Genomic DNA, 23,842 nt, shown 5'->3' with positions numbered 1-23,842 from the left:
TTTTGCTTCAATTTCGTCGCATTGTTGTTTGTACTGCCGGGCTGCTAGCCGTTATCGCACCGGTTTACGCCGGTAAACTCGCCATCGTGATTGATGATTTCGGCTACCGTCCACAGACCGAAAATCAGGTGCTGGCCCTCCCCTCCGCCATCAGCGTCGCCGTGTTACCCAACGCACCACACGCGCGGGAAATGGCAACCAAAGCCCACAATAACGGCCACGAAGTGCTGATCCACCTGCCGATGGCACCGTTAAGTAAGCAGCCGCTGGAAAAAGACACCCTGCGCCCGGAAATGAGCAGCCAGGAGATTGAGCGGATTATTCGTGAAGCGGTGGACGACGTCCCGTATGCCGTGGGGCTGAATAACCACATGGGCAGCGCGATGACCTCCAGTCTGTTCGGTATGCAAAAAGTGATGCAGGCGTTAAGTCGCTACAACCTCTACTTTCTCGACAGCATGACGATTGGCAACAGCCAGTCGATGCGCGCTGCCAGCGGCACCGGCGTGAAGGTGATTAAGCGCAAGGTATTTCTGGATGATTCGCAGAAAGAGGCGGACATTCGCGTCCAGTTTACCCGCGCGGTAGAACTGGCGCGGCGTAACGGTTCGGCGATCGCCATCGGGCATCCGCATCCCTCGACGGTACGCGTGCTACAGCAGATGGTGTATAACCTGCCGCCAGACATCACCCTCGTGCGCCCCAGCTCGCTGCTGAATGAGCCCCAGGTTGATACTTCAACACCCAATCACACCCGACCGCCGGACGCGCCGCGCAATCCGTTCCGTGGTGTAAAACTGTGCAAACCGAAACAAAAGCCTGAACCGGTTTATGCAACGCGATTCTTCGCCGTGCTTGGCGAAAGCATCAGCCAGAGCACGCTGGTCCAGTATTTCCAGCACCAGTGGCAGGGCTGGAACCGGCAGAAACCGACGTCTTAGCGCAGGTTGACCGCCTGGCGAGCGAGGCGGCGAATGCACAGCTTTTTATCACGCCATTTCCACAGGCGCGCCGACCAGAGTAGCGCCTGATACCCCAGCTTCGCGCTGCGCACGCTCATCACCATCCGCTTATACATCCCGGAGGTAAATATCTCGGCGATCATCCGCTGGCGGATCATCGGATCGCGCTCTTTGCGTACCGCATGGCAGACGCGCAGCGCTTCATAAGTAATTTGCTGGTGAAATTCCGGGTAAATGGTGATTTTATCCGCATAGTCGCGGTTCAGCTTCTCCAGCAGGCGGGTGATCTTAATATAGTGGCGCTGGTAGGCGAGATTCTTCTGCCCCTGCCGTTTGGAACGGCTGATCGAGGTGTCGTGAATGAAATATTTATACAGCGACTGCTCGGTATAGCGCACCCGTTTGGCGTTGAACATGCATTCGGTGGACCACACAATATCCTGGTGATGCAGACCTGGTATAAAACTCATGCCGCAATCGTCCAGCATTTTACGGCGATAGATGCCCATCCACACAACGTGGGTCCAGCGGCGCGAGGCCAGCGCCATCCGCAGCCAGTCCGGGCCGCTCATGACGTCGGTTGAGCGCACGCGATCCAGCGGAATTGACTGCCAGCAGTGGCCAGTTACGCTGTCGCACCAGTCGGCGTTGCACTGTGCGACGTCCAGATTGTCACGCAACGCCATGGTCATCAGCGTTTCGTACATAGTGGGATAAGTGAGATCGTCGGCGTCCACGAATGCGACATACTCCCCGGTTGCCACTTCCATCCCGCGATTGCGCGCTACCGACACACCGGCATTCGGCTGGGTAATCACCTGAATATGCGGATATTTTTCCGCATACTGGTGGGCGATTGCGACGGAACAATCCGTTGAGTCATCATTAACGATAATAATTTCCAGCGCGTTCCAGCTTTGCGCCACCAGCGACTCCATACATGCCGCGAACGCTTCCCCGGCGTTGTAGAGAGGGATAATGACGCTAAGTTTACCTGGGCTCATCATGATAATTACCTGCTTAACAATGGATATGCGGTGATGTTTTACGCGCTATTCCTTAAGAAAGACTTAAGCTCCAGCGCGCTTCGGTTATCTCATTGATTTTCAGCTTGAAAATAAAAGCAGATTAAGAATAATCGTTAATTGTTAAGCTTTGACGACAGTGGAAAGCAGTAAGCTGAGGTATAATACGGCAGGTAATAAATCTCCTGTAACCCCCTGTTTGGAAACGCTATGTCTATCGTCACCAGCAAAGAAAACGGCTTCAATATCTATGAAAAAAGCACGGGCGTGCGCTTTGGCGAGGTATTAAAACAATATCTGGCGGGTGAACTGAAGGCGACGCCACTCGGCAGCGGCAATGAGGACCGAACGGTCGCGCTGGTGGAGTACGAAGGTCAAAAGTACATTCTTAAGAATGACCGCGAAAAAGATAAGCGGCTGGAGAAGCGCGTGCAGAGTTATCTCTCCGGCCCGTTTTTCTCCAGGCTGATTTACGCCATCGATCGCGCGATCCGCAATGGCTACACCGGCACGGCAGATCTGTATTACGTGGCGGAAAAGATGGTGGGTCGCGAGTGCGTGGACGTTTATACCCTTCATGAGTACGTCGAAGGCACGCCGTTAAAGGCTATCGACGACAGCAACCGGGACGACGTTGCCCGCTGTATCGTCGCGCTGCACGGTGCCGGGCTGGCATCGAATGATATTCACGCCGGAAATTTTATCCGCACGCCGGAGGGCGATCTGAAGATTATTGACCTCTCCTGTCGCGGCAGTATGCGGGTATGCCAGGCCAATGACCTCCTGACGCTGCGCAAAAAATACCACATCGTGGTGCAGGGCCACGGCGCGGTGTACCGCCTGATTACGCTGAAAGAAGATTTTCGTCGGCTTTCCCGCCGACTGCGCGGGAAAGCGAAATAACGCCCGGTGAGCGCCGGGCTATCGGTATTATTCCCAGCTCAGAATCACCTTCCCGGACTGACCGGAACGCATGGCGTCAAAGCCCTGCTGGAATTCATCAATGGAGAAACGGTGGGTGATAATCGGTGACAGATCCAGACCTGACTGGATCAGCGCCGCCATTTTGTACCAGGTCTCAAACATCTCACGGCCATAAATGCCTTTGATGAACAGCCCTTTGAAAATCACCTTGTTCCAGTCGATGGACATATCCGACGGCGGAATGCCCAGCATGGCGATGCGCCCGCCGTGATTCATGGTATCAAGCATTGAACGGAACGCCGGTGGCGCGCCGGACATCTCCAGCCCCACGTCGAAGCCTTCGGTCATCCCCAGCTCTGCCATCACGTCATTCAGGCTCTCTTTCGCCACGTTTACCGCACGGGTCACGCCCATTTTACGCGCCAGGCTCAGGCGGTATTCATTGACGTCCGTGATAACAACGTTACGCGCGCCGACGTGTTTTGCCACCGCCGCCGCCATAATGCCAATCGGACCCGCGCCGGAAACCAGCACGTCTTCACCGACCAGATCGAACGACAGCGCCGTATGCACCGCATTACCAAACGGGTCGAAAATAGAGGCCAAATCGTCAGAAATATTGTCGGGGATTTTGAATGCGTTGAAGGCGGGGATCACCAGATATTCCGCGAAGCAGCCCGGACGGTTAACGCCCACGCCGACGGTGTTACGGCACAGATGCGTGCGCCCGCCGCGACAGTTACGACAGTAGCCGCAGGTAATGTGACCTTCACCCGAAACGCGGTCGCCAATTTTAAAGCCTTTCACTTCCTGACCGATGCCAACCACTTCGCCGACGTATTCATGCCCGACCACCATCGGCACGGGAATGGTTTTTTGCGACCACTCATCCCAGTTATAAATGTGCACGTCAGTGCCGCAGATGGCGGTTTTGCGGATTTTAATCAGCAGATCGTTGTGTCCGACGTCCGGTTTCGCCACGTCGGTCATCCAGATGCCTTCTTCCGCTTTCAGTTTCGATAATGCTTTCATCTCAGATCCTCAGGCAATCACGCCCAGCTGTTTACCGATGCGGGTAAACGCCGCAACCGCACGCTCAATTTGTTCAGGGGTATGCGCCGCCGACATCTGGGTACGAATACGCGCCTGACCTTTTGGCACCACCGGATAGAAGAATCCGGTGACGTAAATACCCTCTTTTTGCAGCTCGCGGGCAAAATTCTGCGCCACGGTCGCGTCACCCAGCATGACCGGGATAATCGCGTGATCGGCACCGGCCAGCGTAAAGCCCGCCGCCGACATCTGCTCGCGGAACTGACGGGCGTTGGCCCACAGGCGATCGCGCAGTTCCGCGCCGGAGGCCAGCATCTCCAGCACTTTAATGGAGGCGGAAACAATCGCCGGAGCCAGCGAGTTGGAGAACAGGTACGGGCGCGAACGCTGACGCAGCCACTCGACCACCTCTTTACGCGCCGCCGTGTAGCCGCCGGACGCGCCGCCGAGCGCTTTGCCCAGCGTGCCGGTGATAATATCGACGCGGCCCATCACCTCACAGTATTCGTGCGTGCCGCGACCGTTAGTCCCGACAAAGCCCACCGCGTGGGAGTCATCCACCATCACCAGCGCGTCGTATTTATCCGCCAGATCGCACACGCCTTTCAGGTTGGCAATCACGCCGTCCATTGAGAATACGCCGTCGGTAGCGATCAGCACATGCCGCGCGCCCGCGTCACGCGCCTCTTTCAGCCGCGCTTCCAGCTCCTGCATGTCATTGTTGGCATAGCGGAAACGCTTCGCTTTACACAGGCGCACGCCGTCAATAATGGAGGCATGGTTCAGGGCATCAGAAATAATGGCGTCTTCCGCGCCAAGCAGAGTTTCAAACAGCCCGCCGTTCGCGTCAAAGCAGGAAGAATAGAGAATGGCATCGTCCATACCGAGGAAGTCGGCCAGCTTTTTTTCCAGCACTTTATGGCTGTCCTGCGTGCCGCAGATAAAGCGCACCGAGGCCATGCCGAAACCGTGAGAATCCATCCCCGCTTTGGCCGCCGCGATCAGCTCTGGATGGTTCGCCAGGCCAAGATAGTTGTTGGCGCAAAAGTTAATAACATGACTGCCATCACCGACGGTAATATCCGCCTGCTGCGCCGAGGTAATAATGCGCTCTTCTTTAAACAACCCTTCCGCTCGTGCGGTCTCCAGGTCATCGCTCAACTGTTTGTAAAAGTCCCCACGCATAACAACTCTCCAGATTCAGCAAATTTTGGCACATATTACCCAAAGCTATACTTTGATACGAGATGACGCAGCAACAGATGCCATTTTTGCAGCATAAATCACGCTGACATCGGTAAGCGGTCGGTGATAGCTGAACACCAGCCGTTGTAATGATATGATAAACCTAATCGTATCTGGGACAGTCTCAGTACCCACTATTTCAAAGGTTAACGTATGATCATTGTAACTGGCGGCGCGGGTTTTATCGGTAGCAATATTATTAAGGCGCTGAATGATAAGGGGATTAGCGACATTCTGGTGGTCGATAACCTGAAAGACGGTACCAAGTTTGTTAACCTGGTCGACCTCGACATTGCTGACTATATGGATAAGGAAGACTTTCTTATCCAGATCATGGCGGGCGAAGATTTCGGCGATATCGAAGCCATCTTCCATGAAGGTGCCTGCTCTTCCACCACCGAGTGGGACGGCAAATACATGATGGATAATAACTATCAGTATTCTAAAGAGCTGCTGCACTACTGCCTGGAACGTGAAATTCCGTTCCTGTATGCCTCTTCTGCGGCCACTTACGGTGGGCGCACGTCGGACTTTATCGAATCCCGTGAATATGAAAAACCGCTGAACGTCTACGGCTACTCCAAATTCCTGTTCGATGAATACGTGCGTCAAATCCTGCCGGAAGCGAACTCGCAAATTGTCGGCTTCCGCTATTTCAACGTCTACGGTCCACGCGAAGGGCATAAAGGCAGCATGGCAAGCGTGGCTTTCCATCTGAATACCCAGCTTAACAATGGCGAAAGTCCGAAACTGTTCGAAGGCAGCGACAACTTTAAGCGCGACTTCGTGTATGTGGGCGATGTTGCCGCCGTCAATCTGTGGTTCCTGGAAAACGGCGTTTCCGGCATTTTCAACCTCGGCACCGGCCGGGCGGAATCCTTCCAGGCGGTGGCGGATGCGACGCTGGCCTTCCACAAGCAGGGCAGCATTGAGTACATTCCGTTCCCGGAGAAACTGAAAGGACGCTATCAGGCGTTTACCCAGGCAGATCTCACTAACCTGCGCGCTGCGGGCTACGATAAGCCATTTAAAACCGTGGCCGAAGGCGTGACGGAATATATGGCCTGGCTGAACCGCGACGCATAACATGAAAATACTGGTGATTGGCCCGTCATGGGTGGGCGACATGATGATGTCGCAAAGTCTCTATCGCACGCTCCGGGCGCGCTATCCCCAGGCGATAATCGACGTGATGGCACCTGCGTGGTGCCGTCCGCTGTTATCGCGGATGCCAGAGGTCAATGACGCGATCCCGATGCCGCTGGGGCACGGGGCGCTGGAAATCGGCGCGCGGCGTAAGCTGGGTCACAGCCTGCGTGAGCGCCGCTACGATCGCGCTTACGTGCTGCCGAATTCCTTTAAGTCTGCGCTGGTGCCCTTTTTTGCCAACATTCCCCTGCGTACCGGCTGGCGCGGTGAGATGCGCTACGGCCTGCTCAACGATGCGCGGGTGCTGGATAAAAAAGCCTGGCCGCTGATGGTCGAGCGCTACGTGGCGCTGGCTTATGACAAAGGCACCATAACGTCAGCGAAAGATCTGCCCCAGCCGCTACTGTGGCCGGAATTGCAGGTCGGTGAGGACGAGAAAACCGTAACCTGCGACGCCTTCACCCTCTCCGCCGAGCGCCCGTTAATCGGCTTTTGCCCCGGCGCAGAATTCGGCCCGGCGAAACGCTGGCCGCACTATCATTACGCGGAGCTGGCAAAGCAGCTGATTGATGAAGGCTATCAGGTGGTGCTGTTTGGCTCGGCAAAAGATCACGAAGCAGGCAATGAAATTCTTGCGGCGCTAAGCGTTGAACAACAGGCGTGGTGCCGCAATCTGGCGGGAGAAACCCAGCTTGAGCAGGCGGTGATCCTGATTGCGGCCTGTAAAGCGGTGGTCTCCAACGACTCCGGCTTAATGCACGTTGCCGCCGCGCTTGGACGTCCGCTGGTGGCACTTTATGGCCCCAGCAGCCCCGATTTTACGCCACCGCTTTCGCACAAGGCCCGCGTCATTCGACTGATTGAAGGCTACCACAAAGTGCGTAAAGGCGATGCCGCAGAAGGCTATCACCAGAGCCTGATTGATATCACGCCGCAGCGCGTGCTTGAGGAGCTAAATGCCCTTCTTCTTGATGAGGGTAACTGACGGATGCGGGTTCTGATCGTTAAAACATCGTCAATGGGCGACGTACTCCACACCCTCCCGGCGCTTACCGATGCGCTGCACGCCCTGCCGGGTATCCGTTTTGACTGGGTGGTTGAAGAAGGTTTCGCCCAGATCCCCGCCTGGCATGAAGCCGTGGAGCGGGTACTGCCCGTGGCCATTCGCCGCTGGCGCAAAGCATGGTTTTCTGCGCCGGTCAAAGCAGAACGCAGCGCGTTTTATCAGCGTTTACGTGAGGTGCACTATGATGCCGTTATCGACGCGCAGGGACTGGTAAAAAGCGCAGCGCTGGTAACAAGGCTGGCGCATGGTACTAAACACGGTATGGACTGGAACAGCGCCCGCGAACCGCTGGCCAGTCTCTTTTATAACCGTCGCCATTCTATTGGTAAACAACAGCACGCCGTGGAACGCACGCGGGAACTGTTCGCTAAAAGCCTCGGCTATGCAAAACCGCAAACGCAAGGCGATTACGCCATTGCCCGCCATTTTTCGACTAATCTGAAGGCGGAAAGCGGAAGCTATGCAGTATTTTTACATGCAACGACGCGAGACGATAAACACTGGCCGGAAGCGCACTGGCGCGACTTAATCGGTTTGCTTCGCGATGCCGGAATAAGGATCAAGCTGCCGTGGGGCGCACCGCATGAAGAGGCCAGAGCCAAAAGGTTGGCGGATGGGTTTGATTATGTCGATGTTTTGCCCCGCATGAGCCTGGAAGAGATCGCGCGTCTGTTGGCAGGTGCGAAGTTTGTGGTTTCTGTTGATACGGGCCTAAGCCATCTGACGGCGGCGCTGGATCGACCCAATATCACGCTGTACGGGCCAACCGATCCTGGATTGATTGGCGGATATGGCAAAAATCAGCTGGCATTAAAATCTCCAGATAACGATACCAGCCACATCGCGCCCCATACTATTATTGAGCGCTTAACGAATTTGAGTGAATAGCATGACATTACAGGGACTGCATTTCTCGCCACAGGCAAAAAAAGTTTGCGAATGGGCGTTATGCACAGGATTACTGGCAACCTTGTTTTCGCTTCTTATAATAGATGTTAACGTTGCGGTTAAACTGTTTAGCATCACCGGGTTCGTTGCGCTGATTTATCTGATATCAGAGAGAAAATCCATTCTCTGCAATAAGACATTACTGATACTGGCAGGCATAATATTATTACTGGGTATCTATAATATAATGTGGTTGGAGCTGTTCAAGCCAGAAAAAACCGTTTTCTCAGGAACCTATCGCGCCTATTTATATGCCGGACGGGTGCTTATTGTTGGTGCGATAGTTATTCTGGCTTTCGGCTTAATAAAGCAAAGCCTGCGTAATTTGGTGATACCGGCTCTGGCGTTGATCATCATGACGGCCCTGGTTTTTGCCTGCGTTGAAGAGCCACAAAACGGGCAAATGCGTATAATGTTAGCCTTCAAAGTGGCAACCACAATGGGTTATGCCGTGTCACTGACAGGCATTGTTTGCAGCGCGTGGCTTATTCAGCTAAAGCCAAAATTCTATCCTGTTATGCTGGCAATAATCACAATAAGTGTTCTGAGCATTCTGGCATTGAATGAAACGCGGGCGGCGATGCTGACCTATCCGGTCATCATAATGCTCATGCTATTAGTCAACTACTCGCATTCCGCTACTGCCCTGTTGAAAAGAACCGCTGTCTTTTTAGCATTGCTCATCGTGTGTGGTTTCGTGATGAAAGATGTTATTCAACAGCGGACCAGCAACTTAATGAGCGACATTGAAAGTTACCAGAAAAATAACAGCAATACGTCAGTGGGCGCACGGCTGGCCATGTATAAAGCCGGGCTATCAACGGCGAAATTCGATCTGACAGGACAATCGATCGAAGCACGCCAGGCGGATATTACCGAACTGGTAAAAAGGGAACCGGCTCTTTCCGGCGCGAGTTTGTATTTGAACGTTCATCTCCATAATGAGGTTATTGAGTCTCTCTCCCTGAAAGGGATTCTGGGTACGTTAATTCTTATTGTTTTCTATCTGTCACTCATTTACTACGCTTTTAGTCATAAAAACATGCCTCTTTTTGGCGTTACGCTGGCGATAATCCTGTTCGGTATCTCAGATGTTTTGTTCTACTCACGGGAAATGCCGATAGTTGCAACAGCATGTATAGCACTTTGCATATTATTACAACAGAATAAAATTAATGATGAACGAAAAGCCAATTCTTAGCATAATCATGGCAACACATAATAATGGCATACTGGTGTCAGATGCCATTATGTCTGTTATAAATAATATGCCTGATGCATGTGAACTCATTGTAATTAACGACGGCTCTACCGATGATTCAGACTCGATCATCCGCGAGATCACGCAAAACAACGATCGGATACATTACCATTACCAGTCTCAAAGTGGGGTTTCTGCCGCCAGAAACCGGGGAATCGCAATGAGTCAGGGAGAGTATCTCGCCTTTATTGATGGTGACGATCTCTACAGTGCCGACTTTTTTAACATTATCATGCCCGTTCTGGAAGGTCAGCGGTACGATATCATTGCTTATGAAAGCACCCGCAGTTTAGACGATTTTATCGCTGCGCAAAAAAATCGCCCTCAGAACATCATCGAAACGGATCGTGCGGAGATCCTCCGCAAGACATTCAGAGCGTCGCACTGGCAGGTCTGGAGCCGCATTTTCAGAAAAGAAGTCATCGGTGATGACCGCTTCCCGGAAACTATCTCGTATTACGAAGACGTCTCCTTTACGCCATTCCAGTATGTGAAAAGCAGCAATATCTGTAAGATAAATAGCGTTCTTTACTATTATCGTGATAATAAATTTAGCGTGACCGGAATGCATCAGGAAAATGACATCCATGATATGGCCTATGCTCTGGAAAAATTTATCAATAACGTTCGGGAACATGAAGACACCGCCCCGCTGATGACGATGGCGATGCTCAACTGCTACGTTGAAATGAGGAAGAAAACCCGCAAGATGCGCGGCTATTATAATTTTAGCGCTGAAGAAATCGCCCTCATTAATAACCTGAAAGAAGTTAGCCTGTATAAAAACATTGATAAAAAGCATAAAAAGTTTTATTTAAGAATCAAACTTTATCAGTTAGATTTGCTCTTTTCACGTCTGAAACACCGCCTGCTCCCTGGGTCCGGTGAAAAGATGTAAAACCATTTCGCTCGCATTCAGCAAAAATCTTACCGACGCGTTCCATGGAAGGAACGACCCTTTGAGAGTTTGTACGCCGGTAGTCATCACTGCCTTAACATGTTATAGTTAGCCATGCAATTTTATTACAGGTAGTGTTATGTTTGGTACGCATCCTATACTAAGCCAACAGACGTTTTCTGGCGCATCGTCCGATGTTTTCCCCGCCAGGCGCCTTGACGTTGCTTACGGGGTAGACAAAAATTTCTTATTTGGGGCGTGTATCTCGATTACGTCGTTGCTGGAAAATAATAAAGACGTGCCTTTTGTCTTTCATATTTTCTCCGACTACTGTGATGACGCTATCTGTAGTAAATTAGAAGAATTAGCGGTCCATTACCGCACCAATATTTCAATATATATTATTGATAATAACTGCTTCGATAAATTCCCTTACACCATCCGCTATTCCTACGCGACGTATTATCGATTTTTAACCTGTGAATACTTGCAGCCGCACACCGATAACTTAATCTATCTGGATGCTGATATTATTTGCAAAGGCAGCGTTGAACCATTATTAAATATTGATATTGGGGATAATATTGTTGCGGCAGTGATTGACGTGGAGATGATGCAGAAGAGAGCGGTTGAGGTATTCAATTTCGAACCTGATACCTATTTCAATGCGGGGATGCTTTACATCAATCTGAAGGCGTGGCGGCAGAATAATATCCTGCAAAAAATTGTAGCCACATATTCCAATGAAGAGCTGGCTCCTAAACTGATGTTCCCCGATCAGGATGCGTTAAATCTTCTTGTGCGCGGAAAAGTCCAGTTTATCAATTCACGTTTCAACACCTTTTATAATTTCGACGATGAGCCTAAATTGCGCAAAGCCGGGCGTTACAAAGAAATTATAAAAGAGGATACCGTCTTTATCCATTTTGTGGGCGTCACTAAACCGTGGTTTAGCTGGGCTAAAGACTACCCGGCGGTGAAATATTTTACGGATATCTATAAAATATCGCCGTGGCGTGACCAGCCGCTTTATGAAGCCAGCACTTTAAAGCAGTATAAAAAGAAATCGGTCCATGAAAAATATCTGGGGCGAGGCTTCGAGAGCTTCAAAACTTATCTCACCTATACCTGGCTGAAGTGGAAAAAGCGGATCTCATAAAAAAAGCCACTGGTGCCGAGCCAGTGGCTTTTTTTTACTTCTTCAGTTTCTTATTCAGGTACGCCGCATAATTTTTTAGCGCTTCCACAAGATGGCCTTTTTGTAGCGCCCTGCGGGCATAAACCCGGTAATCCGTTGCCCGCATTCGCTCGCGGTAGCTGCGCAGCGGCGTATCGCGCCAGGCGGTAAAGTTGCGGTAAAAAAGGTACAGGTGCTGGCCGACGCCCTGATGCTCCTGATACCACGGCTTACGTCCGCCGGTAAAATGCATGATGACCGGCATGGTTTCTGCGCGGTAAATAAAGTTTTGCTGCTGCTCATCGTTTAGCAGCGTATACAGCAAATTCCATTTCTTATCGATATAAACCACATTATTTTCAAGGACAATGTTTAACGCATCCTGGTCAAGATACTTTAGCTGCCCTTTGCGATCGCGCAGAATATCCTGCGTTTTGCGTTCCACCTCATGATCCAGCCAGGCGCGCCGGTTAATGTAGAGAAAACCGGCGTTAAAATAGGCGTCCGTGGTCATCCCGATGCGCTGGCTGTTTTTACGATTAATGTCTTTCGTGTTGTCCGTCACTACCGCGCAAATATGATGATCGATATTAATCGCGTTTAATGCCGACAGAGAGGAAAAGCACAGGGTATCAACATCAAGATAGACAAATCGCTGCACGCTCTCCGGCAGCAGGCGCGGAACCAGCAATCGGATATAAGTGGATTTGTTAATATGGGCTAAAGATGACTGGCTGTCATAACTGGCAAGATCGGCATTTTCGATTTTATAGACCGAAATATTTCCCGGCTGGGCGCGGAGCTTATCAAGCTGTGACTCACTGACATCATAAGAAAAAACGTGGAAATGAATATTGTTGGCTAAATTATTGTGATAAACCGATGCCAGCGACGTCGCCAGGTATTCGATGTAATTACCATCGGAACAAAATACGACGTTAATAATAGACTCTTTACTGATCATAACCCTTTCCGCAGCGTTCTTTCTTTGATTTTTTGCGCCCGTACCTGCGCAATAGCGATTAAATTCCGCTCATCGCGCAGGATTTCACGCAGCGGCTTGTCAAAATAGATCTGCATAAAGTAAAAAACATCTGCCGTCGTCAGACCAATCTCTGACGATGAGAAATAAAGGCCGATCAGATCCTTATTACGCCAGCGCAGCGGGACAGAGGGACGAATTTGCGCACGATGTAGATCAATAACGGAGAGTTTCGGCTTATCGTGATGGGGATCGTAAGGCAGATGCAGCAGGAAATGGCACAGGTAACAGTCGCGATGATTGACGCCCGCCGCGTGCATTTTCCTGACGGTCGTCGCCAGATGCGCAATCAGTTTCCTTTTCGCGTTATAACCCGGCGGCTGGCTTTTCCACTCTGCGCAATAATCTTCGAGGCTCACCGTATTGGTCAGCTCTTCCGTAATAATAAAAGAGGTGATGTTAACCGGATTGATGCCCTTCATGCCAAAAGCCACGCCGTGCATGGTATCGACACCGACGTCATGGAGACGATGAATCGCCTTCCATTCCCGATCCGCCCCCAATACTGGCAAACGGAACGACAGCAGATTCTTAACGACTTCTTTTGAGGTGGTGCCGTAGTGTATTTTGATAAAGTAGCCGATGTTATCGATTTCAAAGCGCAGCGTCTTTCGCGTTTCAAGCGCCCGATAAACATGCCCCGTCAGTAGCTCTATTTCGTGAAAAGGATCTTTACCCTGCCACAACGTTCTGAATGGTTCTTTTAACTCAACCATCTTTCCCACCATCATTTCACATCGTTAAAAAGGGTTTTTGGCGCAGGGTAGCGCGTCAACATTCTGTCTGCAGCACAGATGACATCTTCTGCCGGAATATAGGTTAAATATCTGAAACTGCGATCGAGATCTTTTCGCAGCGGCATCGTTTTATAGTCACCGGCCCAGATTAGCTCAAGCTTTTCCGTCCACGGGTGCCAGAAGCGGTGCTTCGTTGCGCCAAACAAACAGACAACCGGTGTATCAACTGCCGCCGCAATGTGACCCGGTGCCGAATCAACGCCGATAAATAAAATCGCGTGATCGATAAGCGCAGCCAGTTCCGGGAAAGAGGTTTTCCCGGCAAATTCAGTGACGGGTTTTACCGTACACTGGCTGACAATATCATCAATAATTTCAGCATCTTCTTTGCCCGGGCCGGACGTCAGCACCACGTCATATCCTTTGCCCATCAGGTGATTGATGACTGCGGCAAATTTATCGTTATCCCAGCATTTAAATATTTGCCGGGCGGTGGGCTGAACAACCACGTATTCTTTCGTCAGCCCCAGTTCATCCATTCGCGCTTTTAAACGCTGCCAGTGCCTGCCCTCATAAGTCATTGAGGTATGATTCACCATACGATCAATACCCAGCAGCGTAAGAATAGATAAGTTTTGCGGGACGATATGGTCGCAGGCATCGTCCAACGTTTTATCGTAGGCATTCACCCAATATTTCGATTTTTGCCGACCAAAGTTAAAGCCGATCTTCATGGGCGCGGGAATGCATCTCATCACCAGACCAAGTGCAATCTGGCTTGAAAGGTTAACCACTAAATCATACTTGTTTGCGCGTACTTCTTTAATAACCTGGCAGATATTACGTAGCTTCTCTAAGGGTGACGCTTTTTTATCCGCCACGCCGTAGATTTTATGGATATTTATATGTTCTGAAATTATCTGTACGGTCGATTTATACACCATCATATCAATTTCCGCATCCGGGAAATGCTCTTTCAGCGTATTGACTACCGGCGTGGTCAGCAGTACATCACCCTGAAACTTCAGTTTGATAATCAGAATTTTTTTATATTTACGCATAGCCATCCAGGTTTAGTAAGACAAACTGAACTACATTAATCGTTTCACTGAAATATGTGGCACTCATTCATAATAATATCGGCTACTTTTTCTGGAAGACTATAAATATCCTTTGTATCAGCATAGTGCCGGGCATTCTCGGCCCACTGCGTCCTTTGAGCGTCGTCCGTCGCTGCCTTCAGTAAGGCGGCATCCAGCGCGGCCTGCTGGAAAGGCTCGGCGATAACCTCACCGCACTGCGCTTTTTGAATATAGTGCGCATAACCGCACACTTCTGTTGTCAGCACCGGCAGCCCGGCGGCAATGGCTTCCAGCAGCACGATGCCTGCGGCTTCCTGATACGCGGGATGAATAAGTACATCTGCCGCCATCATGAGCTGCGACACATCGTTTCTGCCCGCGTAAAACCACACCTGGCCTTTGACGCCCAGCTTTTCCGCCAGCGCTTCATATTTACCGGGTTTATCCTGTCCGACCACCACCAGCCTGGCGTTACTTTTCACGGTCGCAGGCAGCGCGGCAAAAGCGCGGATGCTTCGATCCACCCCTTTACGGGAGAAGTCAGAACCCACCTGCAAAATCAGTAATTCACCGGCAGCAATATTATTCTCGCGGCGGAATTGCTCACGGCAGCCCGGCGGATGGGCGCTGTATTTACGGTCAGGGTAGATCCCCGGCGGCAAAATATGGAAACGCGCATCTTCCGTACCATAGTGCTTTTTAAAATCACTGATTTGCCGGTCGGTGAGCATTAATAACTCTGTTTTTGCGCCTTTACGGAATACCGCTTCTTCAAAGGCAGCAAAGTGACGATAACGCGGGGTCAGCTTGTAAAAAAAGCCTTTCTCTTTAGCGACTTTCTCGGCGTAACAGACATCGGCGGCATAATAGACGTCCAGACCCGGCATTTTGTTAAAGCCCATAATCCGGTCAACCGGATGCTGTGCCAGATGTTGCTGAACCCACTGATAATATTCTTTATTTTTGCCGTGATTAGTTGATGACGTTGCCGGAACCGTCACAATGTCAAAATTATCTGGTCGCTCTCCCTGCCAGGAAAGCACGTAGATCCGCACTTTTGCCCCGCGCTCCGCCACGGTGGTTGCGATGCGCAAAAAGTCACGCTGCAATCCGCCAAAGGGAAAATATTTAAATAAGCAAAACGCGATAATCATGTCAGATCCCTGTTCAACGTCATACAGTCACAAAACACAACGAATTCAGCGGCCTACATTTTCTATCCGCCATCGGAAACGATAAAAAGAGCGCTTGCAGACACGCTACCGCTCAGGCTTATAGCTACCAGTTCGCTATCCAGGACAATTTAGCGCGATAGTGTATCACTAGTTGCCCGGCGATCCGATATGAATGTTTTTTAACCGACTGGCAATTAATTGACTGATAATAAACGAAAAGAAGCCATTTCCGCCTTTTCATTACCTGCCAGACGCGTCATGAATAACGTAGCAAAATACGCGAATTTTGGTGGTTATTCTTAAAAAATCGACCAGTCTGCCTTCTTTTTCGCTGCCGGTTAAGCCAACCTAAAGCAAATTCCGCAAAAGTAATGGCAAAGGCTTCGCTAAAAACTTAGAATCCCCAGCACATTCATTAGCCAGTCATACACTATGCTGCAATCGCTTTACACCACATTGCTTTACCTTATTCAGCCGCTCATTTGGGTACGGCTTTGGGTGCGTGGTCGTAAAGCTCCGGCTTACCGGAAACGTTGGGGCGAGCGCTACGGGTTTTACCGCACCCCGCTGAAGCCCGGCGGTATCATGCTGCATTCGGTTTCCGTCGGTGAAACGCTGGCGGCTATCCCGCTGGTACGCGCGTTACGCCATCGTTATCCTGAGCTGCCCATTACCGTCACCACGATGACGCCGACCGGTTCCGAGCGCGTTCAGTCCGCGTTCGGTAAAGATGTGCAGCATGTTTATTTACCCTACGATTTGCCGGATGCCATTAATCGTTTTCTGAATAAAGTTGACCCCAAACTGGTGTTAATTATGGAAACGGAACTGTGGCCGAATCTCATCACCGCCCTCTATAAGCGCAAAACGCCGCTGGTGATCGCCAATGCCCGCCTTTCCGCGCGGTCCGCAGCAGGTTACGGCAAGCTGGGGAAATTTATTAAAACGCTGCTGCGGCGGATCACGCTGATTGCAGCGCAAAATGAAGAAGACGGTGAACGTTTTATCCAGCTTGGCGCAAAGCGTAACCAGTTAAACGTCACCGGTAGCCTGAAGTTTGATATCTCCGTCACCCCACAACTGGCGGCAAAAGCCATCACCCTGCGCAGCCAGTGGGCACCTCGTCGCCCGGTATGGATTGCCACCAGTACCCATGACGGGGAGGAGAGCATCGTGCTGGCGGCGCATCAGGCGCTGCTGCAACAGTTCCCTAATCTGCTGTTGATCCTGGTGCCCCGTCACCCGGAGCGTTTCCCGGATGCGGTGAGTCTGGTCCGTCAGGCGGGCCTAAGCTATATCACCCGCTCCTCTGGCGAAGTGCCTTCCGGCAGCACGCAGGTGGTCGTCGGCGATACCATGGGCGAGTTAATGCTGCTGTACGGCATTGCGGATTTAGCCTTCGTTGGCGGCTCGCTGGTCGAGCGCGGCGGTCACAATCCGCTGGAGCCTGCCGCCCACGCGATCCCGGTGTTGATGGGACCGCACACCTTTAATTTCAAAGATATCTGCGCGCGCCTGGAGCAGGCGGACGGCCTGATTACGGTCACCGATGCCCCTTCTCTGACAAAAGAGATTGCTTCTTTGCTGACGGATGAAGATTATCGTAACTACTATGGGCATCATGCCGTGGAAGTGCTGCACCAGAATCAGGGCGCGCTACAGCGTCTCCTGCATCTGCTGCAACCGTATCTGCCACCCAAAACGCACTGAGGTCTGCCATGCAAAGACGGGCAATTTATCCGGGGACATTCGATCCCATCACCAATGGTCATATTGATATCGTTACCCGCGCAGCCTGCATGTTCGATCAGGTCGTACTCGCCATTGCCGCCAGCCCCAGCAAAAAACCGATGTTTACGCTGGAAGAGCGCGTGACGCTGGCAAAAGAAGCCACGGCGCATCTGCCGGGCGTGGAAGTGACGGGGTTTAGCGATTTGATGGCTAATTTCGCCCGCGATCAGCAGGCGAATATCCTAATCCGTGGCCTGCGGGCGGTTGCTGATTTCGAGTATGAGATGCAGCTGGCGCATATGAATCGCCATTTGATGCCGGAACTGGAAAGCGTCTTCCTGATGCCGTCAAAAGACTGGTCATTTATCTCTTCGACGCTGGTCAAAGAAGTGGCGCGTCACGAAGGTGACGTGACGCATTTTCTGCCGCCTAACGTGCATCAGGCGCTGCTGGCGAAGCTGAAGTAACCCGCCCTGCCTACTTCTGACACTGGCGGCAATAGAATGTCGCCCGCTGAGCGTGCTTCGACGCCACAATCGGCGTACCGCAAACGTGGCACGGCTCGCCTTTCCTGCCATAAACCTGAAGCTGCTGGGCAAAATACCCCGGCTTGCCGTCGCTTTGCAGGAAATCTTTCAGCGTCGTTCCGCCCTGCTCTATTGAGCGCAACAGCACCGCTTTAATAACCCGCACCAGCAATTCACACTCTTCATGCGACAGCGATGAGGCCAGCCGATCCGGGTGGATCCCGGCAGCAAACAGTGATTCGCTGGCGTAAATATTGCCCACGCCGACCACCAGCTTGTTGTCCATCAGCCAGGGTTTAATCGCCGTTTTTTTCTTCGCGCATTTCTGACGGAAATAGTCGGCGTTAAATGCGTCGCTGAGCGGCTCCGGCCCCAGATGCGCCAGCACGTTGTGTCCTTCCAGCTCTTTGGTCCATAGCCAGGCCCCAAAGCGGCGTGGATCGGTGTAGCGCAGCACCTTACCGTTACTCATTACCATATCCACATGGTCGTGCTTTTCTGCCGGTAGCTCCTGCGGAAGAATGCGCAGGCTGCCTGACATTCCCAGGTGGATGATGATCCAGCCGTCCGGCAGTTCCAGCAGCAGATATTTGGCGCGACGCTGTACGCTGAGCACGGGCTTATCGCTAAGGGTATGGATTTCTTCCGAGACCGGCCAGCGCAGCCTTCCGTTGCGTACAACGACGTGGAGGATAGTCTCGCCCACCAGATGCGGCTCAATGCCGCGTCGGCTGGTCTCAACTTCAGGTAATTCAGGCATGTTTATGTTCTCCAGGGCCAGAAAACAGAAAACCCCGCCGGAGCGGGGTTTTCGTACAATTCACTAAAATTATTTGATTTTAGCTTCTTTGTACAGTACGTGCTGACGGACAACTGGATCGAATTTTTTCAGTTCCAGTTTTTCCGGCTTAGTACGCTTGTTCTTCGTGGTGGTGTAGAAGTGACCAGTACCAGCAGAAGAAACCAGCTTGATTTTCTCACGAATACCTTTAGCCATGATTTATTTCCTCTTAGTACTTAGTACTTTTCGCCACGGGCACGCAGTTCGGACAGAACTGTATCAATGCCTTTCTTATCAATAACACGCATACCTTTAGCAGATACGCGCAGGGTGACAAAACGCTTCTCGCTCTCAACCCAAAAACGGTGAGAGTGCAGGTTCGGCAGGAAACGGCGTTTAGTCGCGTTCAGTGCGTGGGAACGGTTGTTACCGGTCACCGGACGCTTGCCAGTAACTTGGCAGACTCGGGACATGTCTATTCTCCAAAAATCAAATTAGCTCGAGCTTCGTATGGGGTATTGACGCCTCGTCAGGCTGTAAAGCCTGGTCACGGCGGTTCTAAGTGAACTCGCGATTACCAGGCCCAAATGCCAAACCCGAGATTCTCAAAGGTGGCGTAGTATACGCTGTGTCGGCGATGTGCTCAAGTCCCGAACAGACAAAGATCCCGATGGATCGCGCCGACAGGGCTAAATTAAGCCTCTTTCCGCAAAGGAAACGTACTCGCCACGTCCAATCACCAGGTGATCAAGTACGCGAATATCCATTAGCTGACAGCAGTTTACCACACGTTCGGTGATCATCTTATCTGCTTTACTCGGTTCGGCGCTACCGGAAGGATGATTATGTGCAAGGATCACGGAGGCAGCGTTGACTTTGATGGCTTCTCGTACAATTTCACGCGGATGCACCTCAACGTGGCTAAGCGTACCGGCAAAAAGCCGCTGATAGTTGAGTACCTGAAGCTGGCTATCAAGATAGATCACCATAAACACCTCGCGCGCTTCACCCACCAGTTGGCTCTGTAAAAACTCCCGCGTCAGTTCAGGACTCAACAGCGCGCGCTTCGCTCGCAGGCGTTCGATATAGCAGCGGCGGGATATTTCAGGAATGGCCCGAAGCTGCGCGTATGTGGCGATGCCGATGCCGCCAATTTCGGCGAACTGCGACAAATCGGCCGCCATCAGGTCGGAAAGAGAGTTAAAATGATTTAATAAGTCTGCCGCCAGCTTCATCACATTTTTGCCGCGCGTGCCGGTGCGTAAAAACAGCGCCAGCAGCTCTGTTTCGCTAAGCGATTCAATGCCTGAACGCAGCATTTTCTCGCGCGGTAACTCTTCAGCGGCTGTTTTCATATCCCCCCCTGGCTGTGAGGGAATATGCTGCCATAGCTGGCCCGGCGCATCGACCTGCCTTTTTCACTCTTGCGTAGTCACTCGCAAAGTGAAAGTGCCCAGGGCGCACAGTGCTACCAGGATTGTGATAAAATGCCCAGCTTCTGGTGTAATCCAACAGGAAAGATCATGATGAGCCTGGCCGGTAAAAAAATCGTTCTCGGCGTAAGCGGCGGTATCGCTGCCTATAAAACGCCGGAACTGGTGCGTCGTCTGCGCGAGCGCGGGGCGGATGTGCGCGTGGCAATGACCGACGCAGCCAAAGCCTTTATCACGCCCCTGAGCTTACAGGCGGTTTCTGGATACCCGGTTTCCGATAGCCTGCTTGATCCGGCAGCCGAAGCCGCAATGGGCCATATTGAGCTGGGCAAATGGGCCGACCTGGTGATTCTGGCTCCCGCCACCGCAGATTTAATTGCCCGTGTCGCCGCAGGCATGGCAAACGATCTGGTTTCCACCATCTGCCTGGCGACGCCCGCACCCGTTGCCGTCGTGCCCGCCATGAATCAGCAGATGTATCGCGCCGCCGCCACGCAGCATAACCTGAACCTGCTTGCCGAGCGTGGGCTGCTGCTCTGGGGACCGGACAGCGGTAGCCAGGCGTGTGGCGATATCGGCCCGGGGCGGATGCTCGACCCACTGACGATTGTCGATATGGCTGCGGCCCATTTTTCGCCCGTCAACGATCTGCAACATCTCAATATTATGGTTACCGCTGGCCCCACGCGTGAGCCGTTGGATCCGGTACGCTACATTTCGAACCACAGTTCCGGGAAGATGGGGTTTGCCATCGCCGCCGCCGCCGCAAAACGCGGCGCAAACGTCACCCTGGTGGCGGGTCCGGTGGCGTTACCCACACCGCCGCGCGTTCAGCGGGTGGACGTCACTACCGCGCTGGAAATGGAAGCCGCAGTCCAGGCAAGCGCGCAGCAGCAGCATATTTTTATTGGCTGCGCTGCCGTGGCAGACTATCGCGCCATCGCGATTGCTGAAGAAAAAATTAAAAAGCAAGGCGATGAATTAACAATAAAAATGGTCAAAAACCCGGACATTGTCGCTGGCGTCGCCGCACTTAACGACCATCGTCCCTACGTCGTAGGGTTTGCCGCCGAAACAACTAATGTGGAAGAATACGCCCGGCAGAAGCGAACCCGTAAAAACCTTGATTTGATCTGCGCGAACGATGTTTCGCTGGCGAATCAGGGCTTTAACAGCGATACCAATGCCTTGCACCTTTTCTGGCAGGATGGAGATAAAATCTTACCGCTTGAGCGCAAAGAACTCCTGGGCCAATTATTACTCGACGAGATCGTTACCCGTTATGATGAAAAAAATCGACGTTAAGATTCTGGACCCGCGTGTTGGCGAGCAATTCCCGCTGCCGACCTATGCCACCTCCGGCTCTGCCGGTCTTGACCTGCGTGCCTGCCTTGACGAAGCCATTGAGCTGGCACCCGGCGCAACCGCGCTGCTGCCTACCGGGCTGGCTATTCATATCGCCGATCCCTCTCTGGCGGCGGTCATGCTGCCGCGTTCCGGTCTCGGCCATAAGCACGGCATCGTGCTGGGCAATCTGGTGGGCCTGATCGATTCCGACTATCAGGGCCAACTGATGGTATCCATCTGGAACCGTGGGCAGGACAACTTCACCATCGAGCCAGGCGAGCGTATCGCCCAGATGGTATTTGTTCCGATCGTACAGGCTGAATTTAATCTGGTGGACGCGTTTGATGCCACCGATCGTGGCGAAGGCGGCTTCGGTCACTCCGGGCGCAAATAAAACGTTAACGCATCCCACAGCGCACAAGCGCAATAACATTACCGCAAACTTTCCGGTTTGCGGTCGCTGTGTGGATGCTCGCCTGACCATTGTTTATTTTCAGGGGTATTTTGCAACATGGCAGAAAAACAAACCGCGAAAAGGAACCGTCGCGAAGAAATACTTCAATCTCTGGCGTTAATGCTTGAATCCAGCGATGGCAGTCAACGCATTACCACGGCGAAACTCGCCGCTTCCGTAGGCGTTTCCGAAGCGGCGTTGTACCGTCATTTTCCCAGCAAAACGCGCATGTTCGATAGCCTGATTGAATTTATCGAAGATAGCCTGATTACCCGCATCAATCTGATCCTCAAAGACGAGAAGGATACCACCGCGCGCCTGCGCCTGATCGTGCTGCTGATTCTGGGGTTTGGTGAGCGTAATCCGGGGCTGACGCGCATTCTTACCGGGCACGCGCTGATGTTCGAACAGGATCGGCTCCAGGGGCGTATCAGCCAGCTTTTCGAACGTATCGAAGCCCAGTTGCGTCAGGTACTGCGCGAAAAAAGAATGCGCGAAGGTGAAGGCTATGTCACCGATGAAACCCTGCTGGCAAGCCAGCTACTGGCATTCTGCGAAGGTATGCTGTCGCGCTTTGTGCGCAGCGATTTCAAATATCGCCCGACGGACGACTTCGACGCCCGCTGGCCGCTGATTGCCGCACAACTCCAGTAATCACGCTCATGCAGCCCGCCGGGGCTGCATTATTCCCCGCTGCAATTTGTAAAAAGCTCCAGGGTAATTCGTTGAATTGCCAGATGCTTTCCCCTCCCACTCTCCTGGTATTCTTCAGGCTCCTCTTTTATAAGATAAGGACAAGTTCGATGGCGACATCACGACGGGAACTGCTAAAACTGAGCGGGCTGGCAACCGCAACGTTACTGCTGAGTCAAAAAAGTTTTGCCGGCTGGACACCTTCCGAACGTTATCCCGATCCACGTCTCATTGCGGTTGATGACAGCTTTCGCCGTTACATGGTCGCCAGCGCGAAGGTGGAACAAATCGCCACCGGTTTTCGCTGGGCGGAAGGTCCGGTCTGGTTTGGCGATATGCAAATGCTGCTGTGGAGTGATATTCCCAACAACGCCATCATGCGCTGGGATGAACTGAGTGGAGAAACCAGCGTCTTTCGTCGCCCGGCAAACAACGCCAACGGCCATGCCCGTGACCGACAGGGTCGGCTGATCAGTTGTGAACACGATACCCGTCGCATCACCCGCACCGAATATGACGGCACCATCACCGTGCTGGCCGACAGCTTTGAGGGCAAACCGCTTAACTCGCCTAATGACATTGTCGTGAAATCAGATGGCTCAGTCTGGTTTACCGATCCGCCGTTTGGCATCACCGGTTTTTATGAAGGCCATAAAGCCACGCCGCAACTCCCGCAGAATGTCTATCGACTGGACCCGGAAAGCCGCAAGCTAAGCGTGGTTCTGGGCGATGTGAAAGGCCCGAACGGGCTATGCTTTTCCCCCGATGAAAAAATCCTGTACGTGGTGGAAAGCCGCGCCGCACCAAACAGACTCATTCTGGCATGGGATGTCGTTGATAACGCGCTGCAAAACAAACGGGTGCATATTGATTGCGGTAACGGCACGGCGGACGGCATTGCCTGCGACGTTGACGGCAACCTGTGGTGCGGCTGGGGCACCGGGACGGAAGAACTGGATGGCGTAAGGGTTTTCAATCCACAGGGCAAACACATCGGCACGATTAAGCTGCCAGAGCGCTGCGCCAACCTGTGCTTCGGCGGCGAACAGCGCAACCGGCTGTTTATGGCTTCCAGTACATCGATCTATTCACTGTTCGTGAATACGCAGGGCGCAAAACTGATCTGAACCCT

25 protein-coding genes are annotated in these 23,842 nt (G+C 52.2%); 14 read left to right on the top strand and 11 right to left on the bottom strand.

Features of this window, described 5'->3' with window-relative positions; translation table 11 throughout:
• Positions 1 to 2: 2 nt before the first annotated feature.
• Entirely contained in the window at positions 3 to 941 is a 939-nt protein-coding gene (locus tag RT197_RS13345; RefSeq protein ID WP_312951418.1) for a divergent polysaccharide deacetylase family protein, read from the top strand.
• Here RT197_RS13345 and RT197_RS13340 read toward each other — a convergent pair.
• Positions 938 to 1,972 carry a glycosyltransferase gene (locus RT197_RS13340; protein ID WP_312951628.1) on the bottom strand — a complete coding sequence of 345 codons (1,035 nt, stop codon included), beginning with the start codon at positions 1,970 to 1,972 and terminating at the stop codon, positions 938 to 940. The two genes, RT197_RS13345 and RT197_RS13340, sit on opposite strands and share 4 nt — an antisense overlap.
• A gap of 225 nt (positions 1,973 to 2,197) precedes the next feature.
• Here RT197_RS13340 and RT197_RS13335 point away from each other — a divergent pair, with 225 nt between their 5' ends.
• The gene (locus RT197_RS13335) at positions 2,198 to 2,890 is read left to right on the top strand and encodes a lipopolysaccharide core heptose(II) kinase RfaY (protein ID WP_312951416.1); all 693 of its coding nucleotides are present in this window, start codon (positions 2,198 to 2,200) and stop codon (positions 2,888 to 2,890) included.
• A 27-nt stretch (positions 2,891 to 2,917) separates the two neighbouring features.
• On the opposite strand, the gene tdh is transcribed toward RT197_RS13335, so the two are convergent.
• Both tdh and kbl read right to left on the bottom strand, forming a co-directional pair.
• A complete protein-coding gene (gene tdh, locus RT197_RS13330; protein ID WP_312951414.1) occupies positions 2,918 to 3,943 on the bottom strand; it encodes an L-threonine 3-dehydrogenase in 1,026 nt (341 codons plus the stop codon).
• 9 nt (positions 3,944 to 3,952) lie between these two features.
• Positions 3,953 to 5,149 carry a glycine C-acetyltransferase gene (gene kbl, locus RT197_RS13325; RefSeq protein ID WP_312951413.1) on the bottom strand — a complete coding sequence of 399 codons (1,197 nt, stop codon included), beginning with the start codon at positions 5,147 to 5,149 and terminating at the stop codon, positions 3,953 to 3,955.
• Between the two features lie 213 nt (positions 5,150 to 5,362).
• On the opposite strand from kbl, the gene rfaD reads away from it, so the two are divergent.
• From rfaD to RT197_RS13295, 6 genes are all read left to right on the top strand, one after another.
• Positions 5,363 to 6,295: an ADP-glyceromanno-heptose 6-epimerase gene (gene rfaD, locus RT197_RS13320; protein WP_312951412.1), complete on the top strand. Its 933-nt coding sequence runs from the start codon at positions 5,363 to 5,365 to the stop codon at positions 6,293 to 6,295.
• 1 nt (position 6,296) lies between these two features.
• A complete protein-coding gene (gene rfaF, locus RT197_RS13315) occupies positions 6,297 to 7,343 on the top strand; it encodes an ADP-heptose--LPS heptosyltransferase RfaF (protein WP_312951411.1) in 1,047 nt (348 codons plus the stop codon).
• Positions 7,344 to 7,346: 3 nt separating this feature from the next.
• Positions 7,347 to 8,312: a lipopolysaccharide heptosyltransferase RfaC gene (gene rfaC, locus RT197_RS13310; protein ID WP_312951409.1), complete on the top strand. Its 966-nt coding sequence runs from the start codon at positions 7,347 to 7,349 to the stop codon at positions 8,310 to 8,312.
• 1 nt (position 8,313) lies between these two features.
• Positions 8,314 to 9,573 (top strand): O-antigen ligase family protein, encoded by a 1,260-nt coding sequence (locus RT197_RS13305; RefSeq protein WP_312951627.1) that lies wholly within the window; start codon positions 8,314 to 8,316, stop codon positions 9,571 to 9,573.
• Positions 9,548 to 10,531, top strand: coding sequence for a glycosyltransferase family 2 protein (locus RT197_RS13300; protein WP_312951408.1), 984 nt, complete (start codon positions 9,548 to 9,550; stop codon positions 10,529 to 10,531). Before RT197_RS13305 ends, RT197_RS13300 begins: the two co-directional genes overlap by 26 nt.
• 139 nt (positions 10,532 to 10,670) lie before the next feature.
• Positions 10,671 to 11,690: a glycosyltransferase gene (locus tag RT197_RS13295; protein WP_312951407.1), complete on the top strand. Its 1,020-nt coding sequence runs from the start codon at positions 10,671 to 10,673 to the stop codon at positions 11,688 to 11,690.
• Positions 11,691 to 11,724: 34 nt separating this feature from the next.
• Here the strand turns inward: RT197_RS13295 and RT197_RS13290 are convergent, their stop codons facing one another.
• Genes RT197_RS13290 through RT197_RS13275 form a run of 4 tightly spaced genes read right to left on the bottom strand, consistent with a single transcriptional unit; the run spans position 11,725 to position 15,723 of the window.
• The gene (locus RT197_RS13290; RefSeq protein ID WP_312951405.1) at positions 11,725 to 12,672 is read right to left on the bottom strand and encodes a glycosyltransferase family 8 protein; all 948 of its coding nucleotides are present in this window, start codon (positions 12,670 to 12,672) and stop codon (positions 11,725 to 11,727) included.
• The gene (gene rfaP / locus RT197_RS13285) at positions 12,669 to 13,466 is read right to left on the bottom strand and encodes a lipopolysaccharide core heptose(I) kinase RfaP (RefSeq protein WP_312951404.1); all 798 of its coding nucleotides are present in this window, start codon (positions 13,464 to 13,466) and stop codon (positions 12,669 to 12,671) included. The genes RT197_RS13290 and rfaP overlap by 4 nt, the downstream gene beginning before the upstream one ends.
• 11 nt (positions 13,467 to 13,477) lie before the next feature.
• Complete coding sequence (gene rfaQ / locus RT197_RS13280) at positions 13,478 to 14,548, bottom strand: lipopolysaccharide core heptosyltransferase RfaQ (RefSeq protein ID WP_312951402.1); 1,071 nt, start codon at positions 14,546 to 14,548, stop codon at positions 13,478 to 13,480.
• Positions 14,549 to 14,592: 44 nt separating this feature from the next.
• On the bottom strand, positions 14,593 to 15,723 hold the full coding sequence (locus RT197_RS13275) for a glycosyltransferase family 4 protein (protein WP_312951400.1): 1,131 nt from the start codon (positions 15,721 to 15,723) through the stop codon (positions 14,593 to 14,595).
• 453 nt (positions 15,724 to 16,176) lie between these two features.
• On the opposite strand from RT197_RS13275, the gene waaA reads away from it, so the two are divergent.
• Together waaA and coaD are read left to right on the top strand one after the other, a co-directional pair.
• Positions 16,177 to 17,454 (top strand): lipid IV(A) 3-deoxy-D-manno-octulosonic acid transferase, encoded by a 1,278-nt coding sequence (gene waaA, locus RT197_RS13270; protein ID WP_312951398.1) that lies wholly within the window; start codon positions 16,177 to 16,179, stop codon positions 17,452 to 17,454.
• Positions 17,455 to 17,462: 8 nt separating this feature from the next.
• The gene (coaD, locus tag RT197_RS13265) at positions 17,463 to 17,942 is read left to right on the top strand and encodes a pantetheine-phosphate adenylyltransferase (protein ID WP_312951396.1); all 480 of its coding nucleotides are present in this window, start codon (positions 17,463 to 17,465) and stop codon (positions 17,940 to 17,942) included.
• A gap of 10 nt (positions 17,943 to 17,952) precedes the next feature.
• Here the strand turns inward: coaD and mutM are convergent, their stop codons facing one another.
• The 4 genes from mutM to radC form a co-directional block, all read right to left on the bottom strand.
• Positions 17,953 to 18,762 carry a bifunctional DNA-formamidopyrimidine glycosylase/DNA-(apurinic or apyrimidinic site) lyase gene (gene mutM / locus RT197_RS13260; RefSeq protein WP_312951394.1) on the bottom strand — a complete coding sequence of 270 codons (810 nt, stop codon included), beginning with the start codon at positions 18,760 to 18,762 and terminating at the stop codon, positions 17,953 to 17,955.
• Positions 18,763 to 18,831: 69 nt separating this feature from the next.
• On the bottom strand, positions 18,832 to 18,999 hold the full coding sequence (gene rpmG / locus RT197_RS13255) for a 50S ribosomal protein L33 (protein ID WP_003024094.1): 168 nt from the start codon (positions 18,997 to 18,999) through the stop codon (positions 18,832 to 18,834).
• Between the two features lie 20 nt (positions 19,000 to 19,019).
• Complete coding sequence (gene rpmB, locus RT197_RS13250) at positions 19,020 to 19,256, bottom strand: 50S ribosomal protein L28 (RefSeq protein ID WP_002436699.1); 237 nt, start codon at positions 19,254 to 19,256, stop codon at positions 19,020 to 19,022.
• A gap of 216 nt (positions 19,257 to 19,472) precedes the next feature.
• Positions 19,473 to 20,138: a RadC family protein gene (gene radC / locus RT197_RS13245; protein WP_312951390.1), complete on the bottom strand. Its 666-nt coding sequence runs from the start codon at positions 20,136 to 20,138 to the stop codon at positions 19,473 to 19,475.
• A 171-nt stretch (positions 20,139 to 20,309) separates the two neighbouring features.
• Between radC and coaBC the strand changes: the two genes are divergently transcribed.
• The 4 genes from coaBC to RT197_RS13225 all read left to right on the top strand — a co-directional run bounded on the left by coaBC (position 20,310) and on the right by RT197_RS13225 (position 23,837).
• A complete protein-coding gene (coaBC, locus tag RT197_RS13240) occupies positions 20,310 to 21,521 on the top strand; it encodes a bifunctional phosphopantothenoylcysteine decarboxylase/phosphopantothenate--cysteine ligase CoaBC (protein ID WP_312951626.1) in 1,212 nt (403 codons plus the stop codon).
• A complete protein-coding gene (dut, locus tag RT197_RS13235; protein ID WP_312951388.1) occupies positions 21,499 to 21,957 on the top strand; it encodes a dUTP diphosphatase in 459 nt (152 codons plus the stop codon). The genes coaBC and dut overlap by 23 nt, the downstream gene beginning before the upstream one ends.
• A 117-nt stretch (positions 21,958 to 22,074) precedes the next feature.
• Complete coding sequence (gene slmA / locus RT197_RS13230) at positions 22,075 to 22,671, top strand: nucleoid occlusion factor SlmA (protein ID WP_312951387.1); 597 nt, start codon at positions 22,075 to 22,077, stop codon at positions 22,669 to 22,671.
• 149 nt (positions 22,672 to 22,820) lie between these two features.
• The gene (locus RT197_RS13225; RefSeq protein ID WP_312951385.1) at positions 22,821 to 23,837 is read left to right on the top strand and encodes an SMP-30/gluconolactonase/LRE family protein; all 1,017 of its coding nucleotides are present in this window, start codon (positions 22,821 to 22,823) and stop codon (positions 23,835 to 23,837) included.
• Positions 23,838 to 23,842 lie beyond the last annotated feature (5 nt).

This window comes from Superficieibacter sp., from assembly GCF_032071645.1.
Lineage (GTDB): Bacteria > Pseudomonadota > Gammaproteobacteria > Enterobacterales > Enterobacteriaceae > Superficieibacter.
Note: the sequence above shows the minus strand (reverse complement) of the source record. Positions and strands in the feature narration are given on the sequence as shown.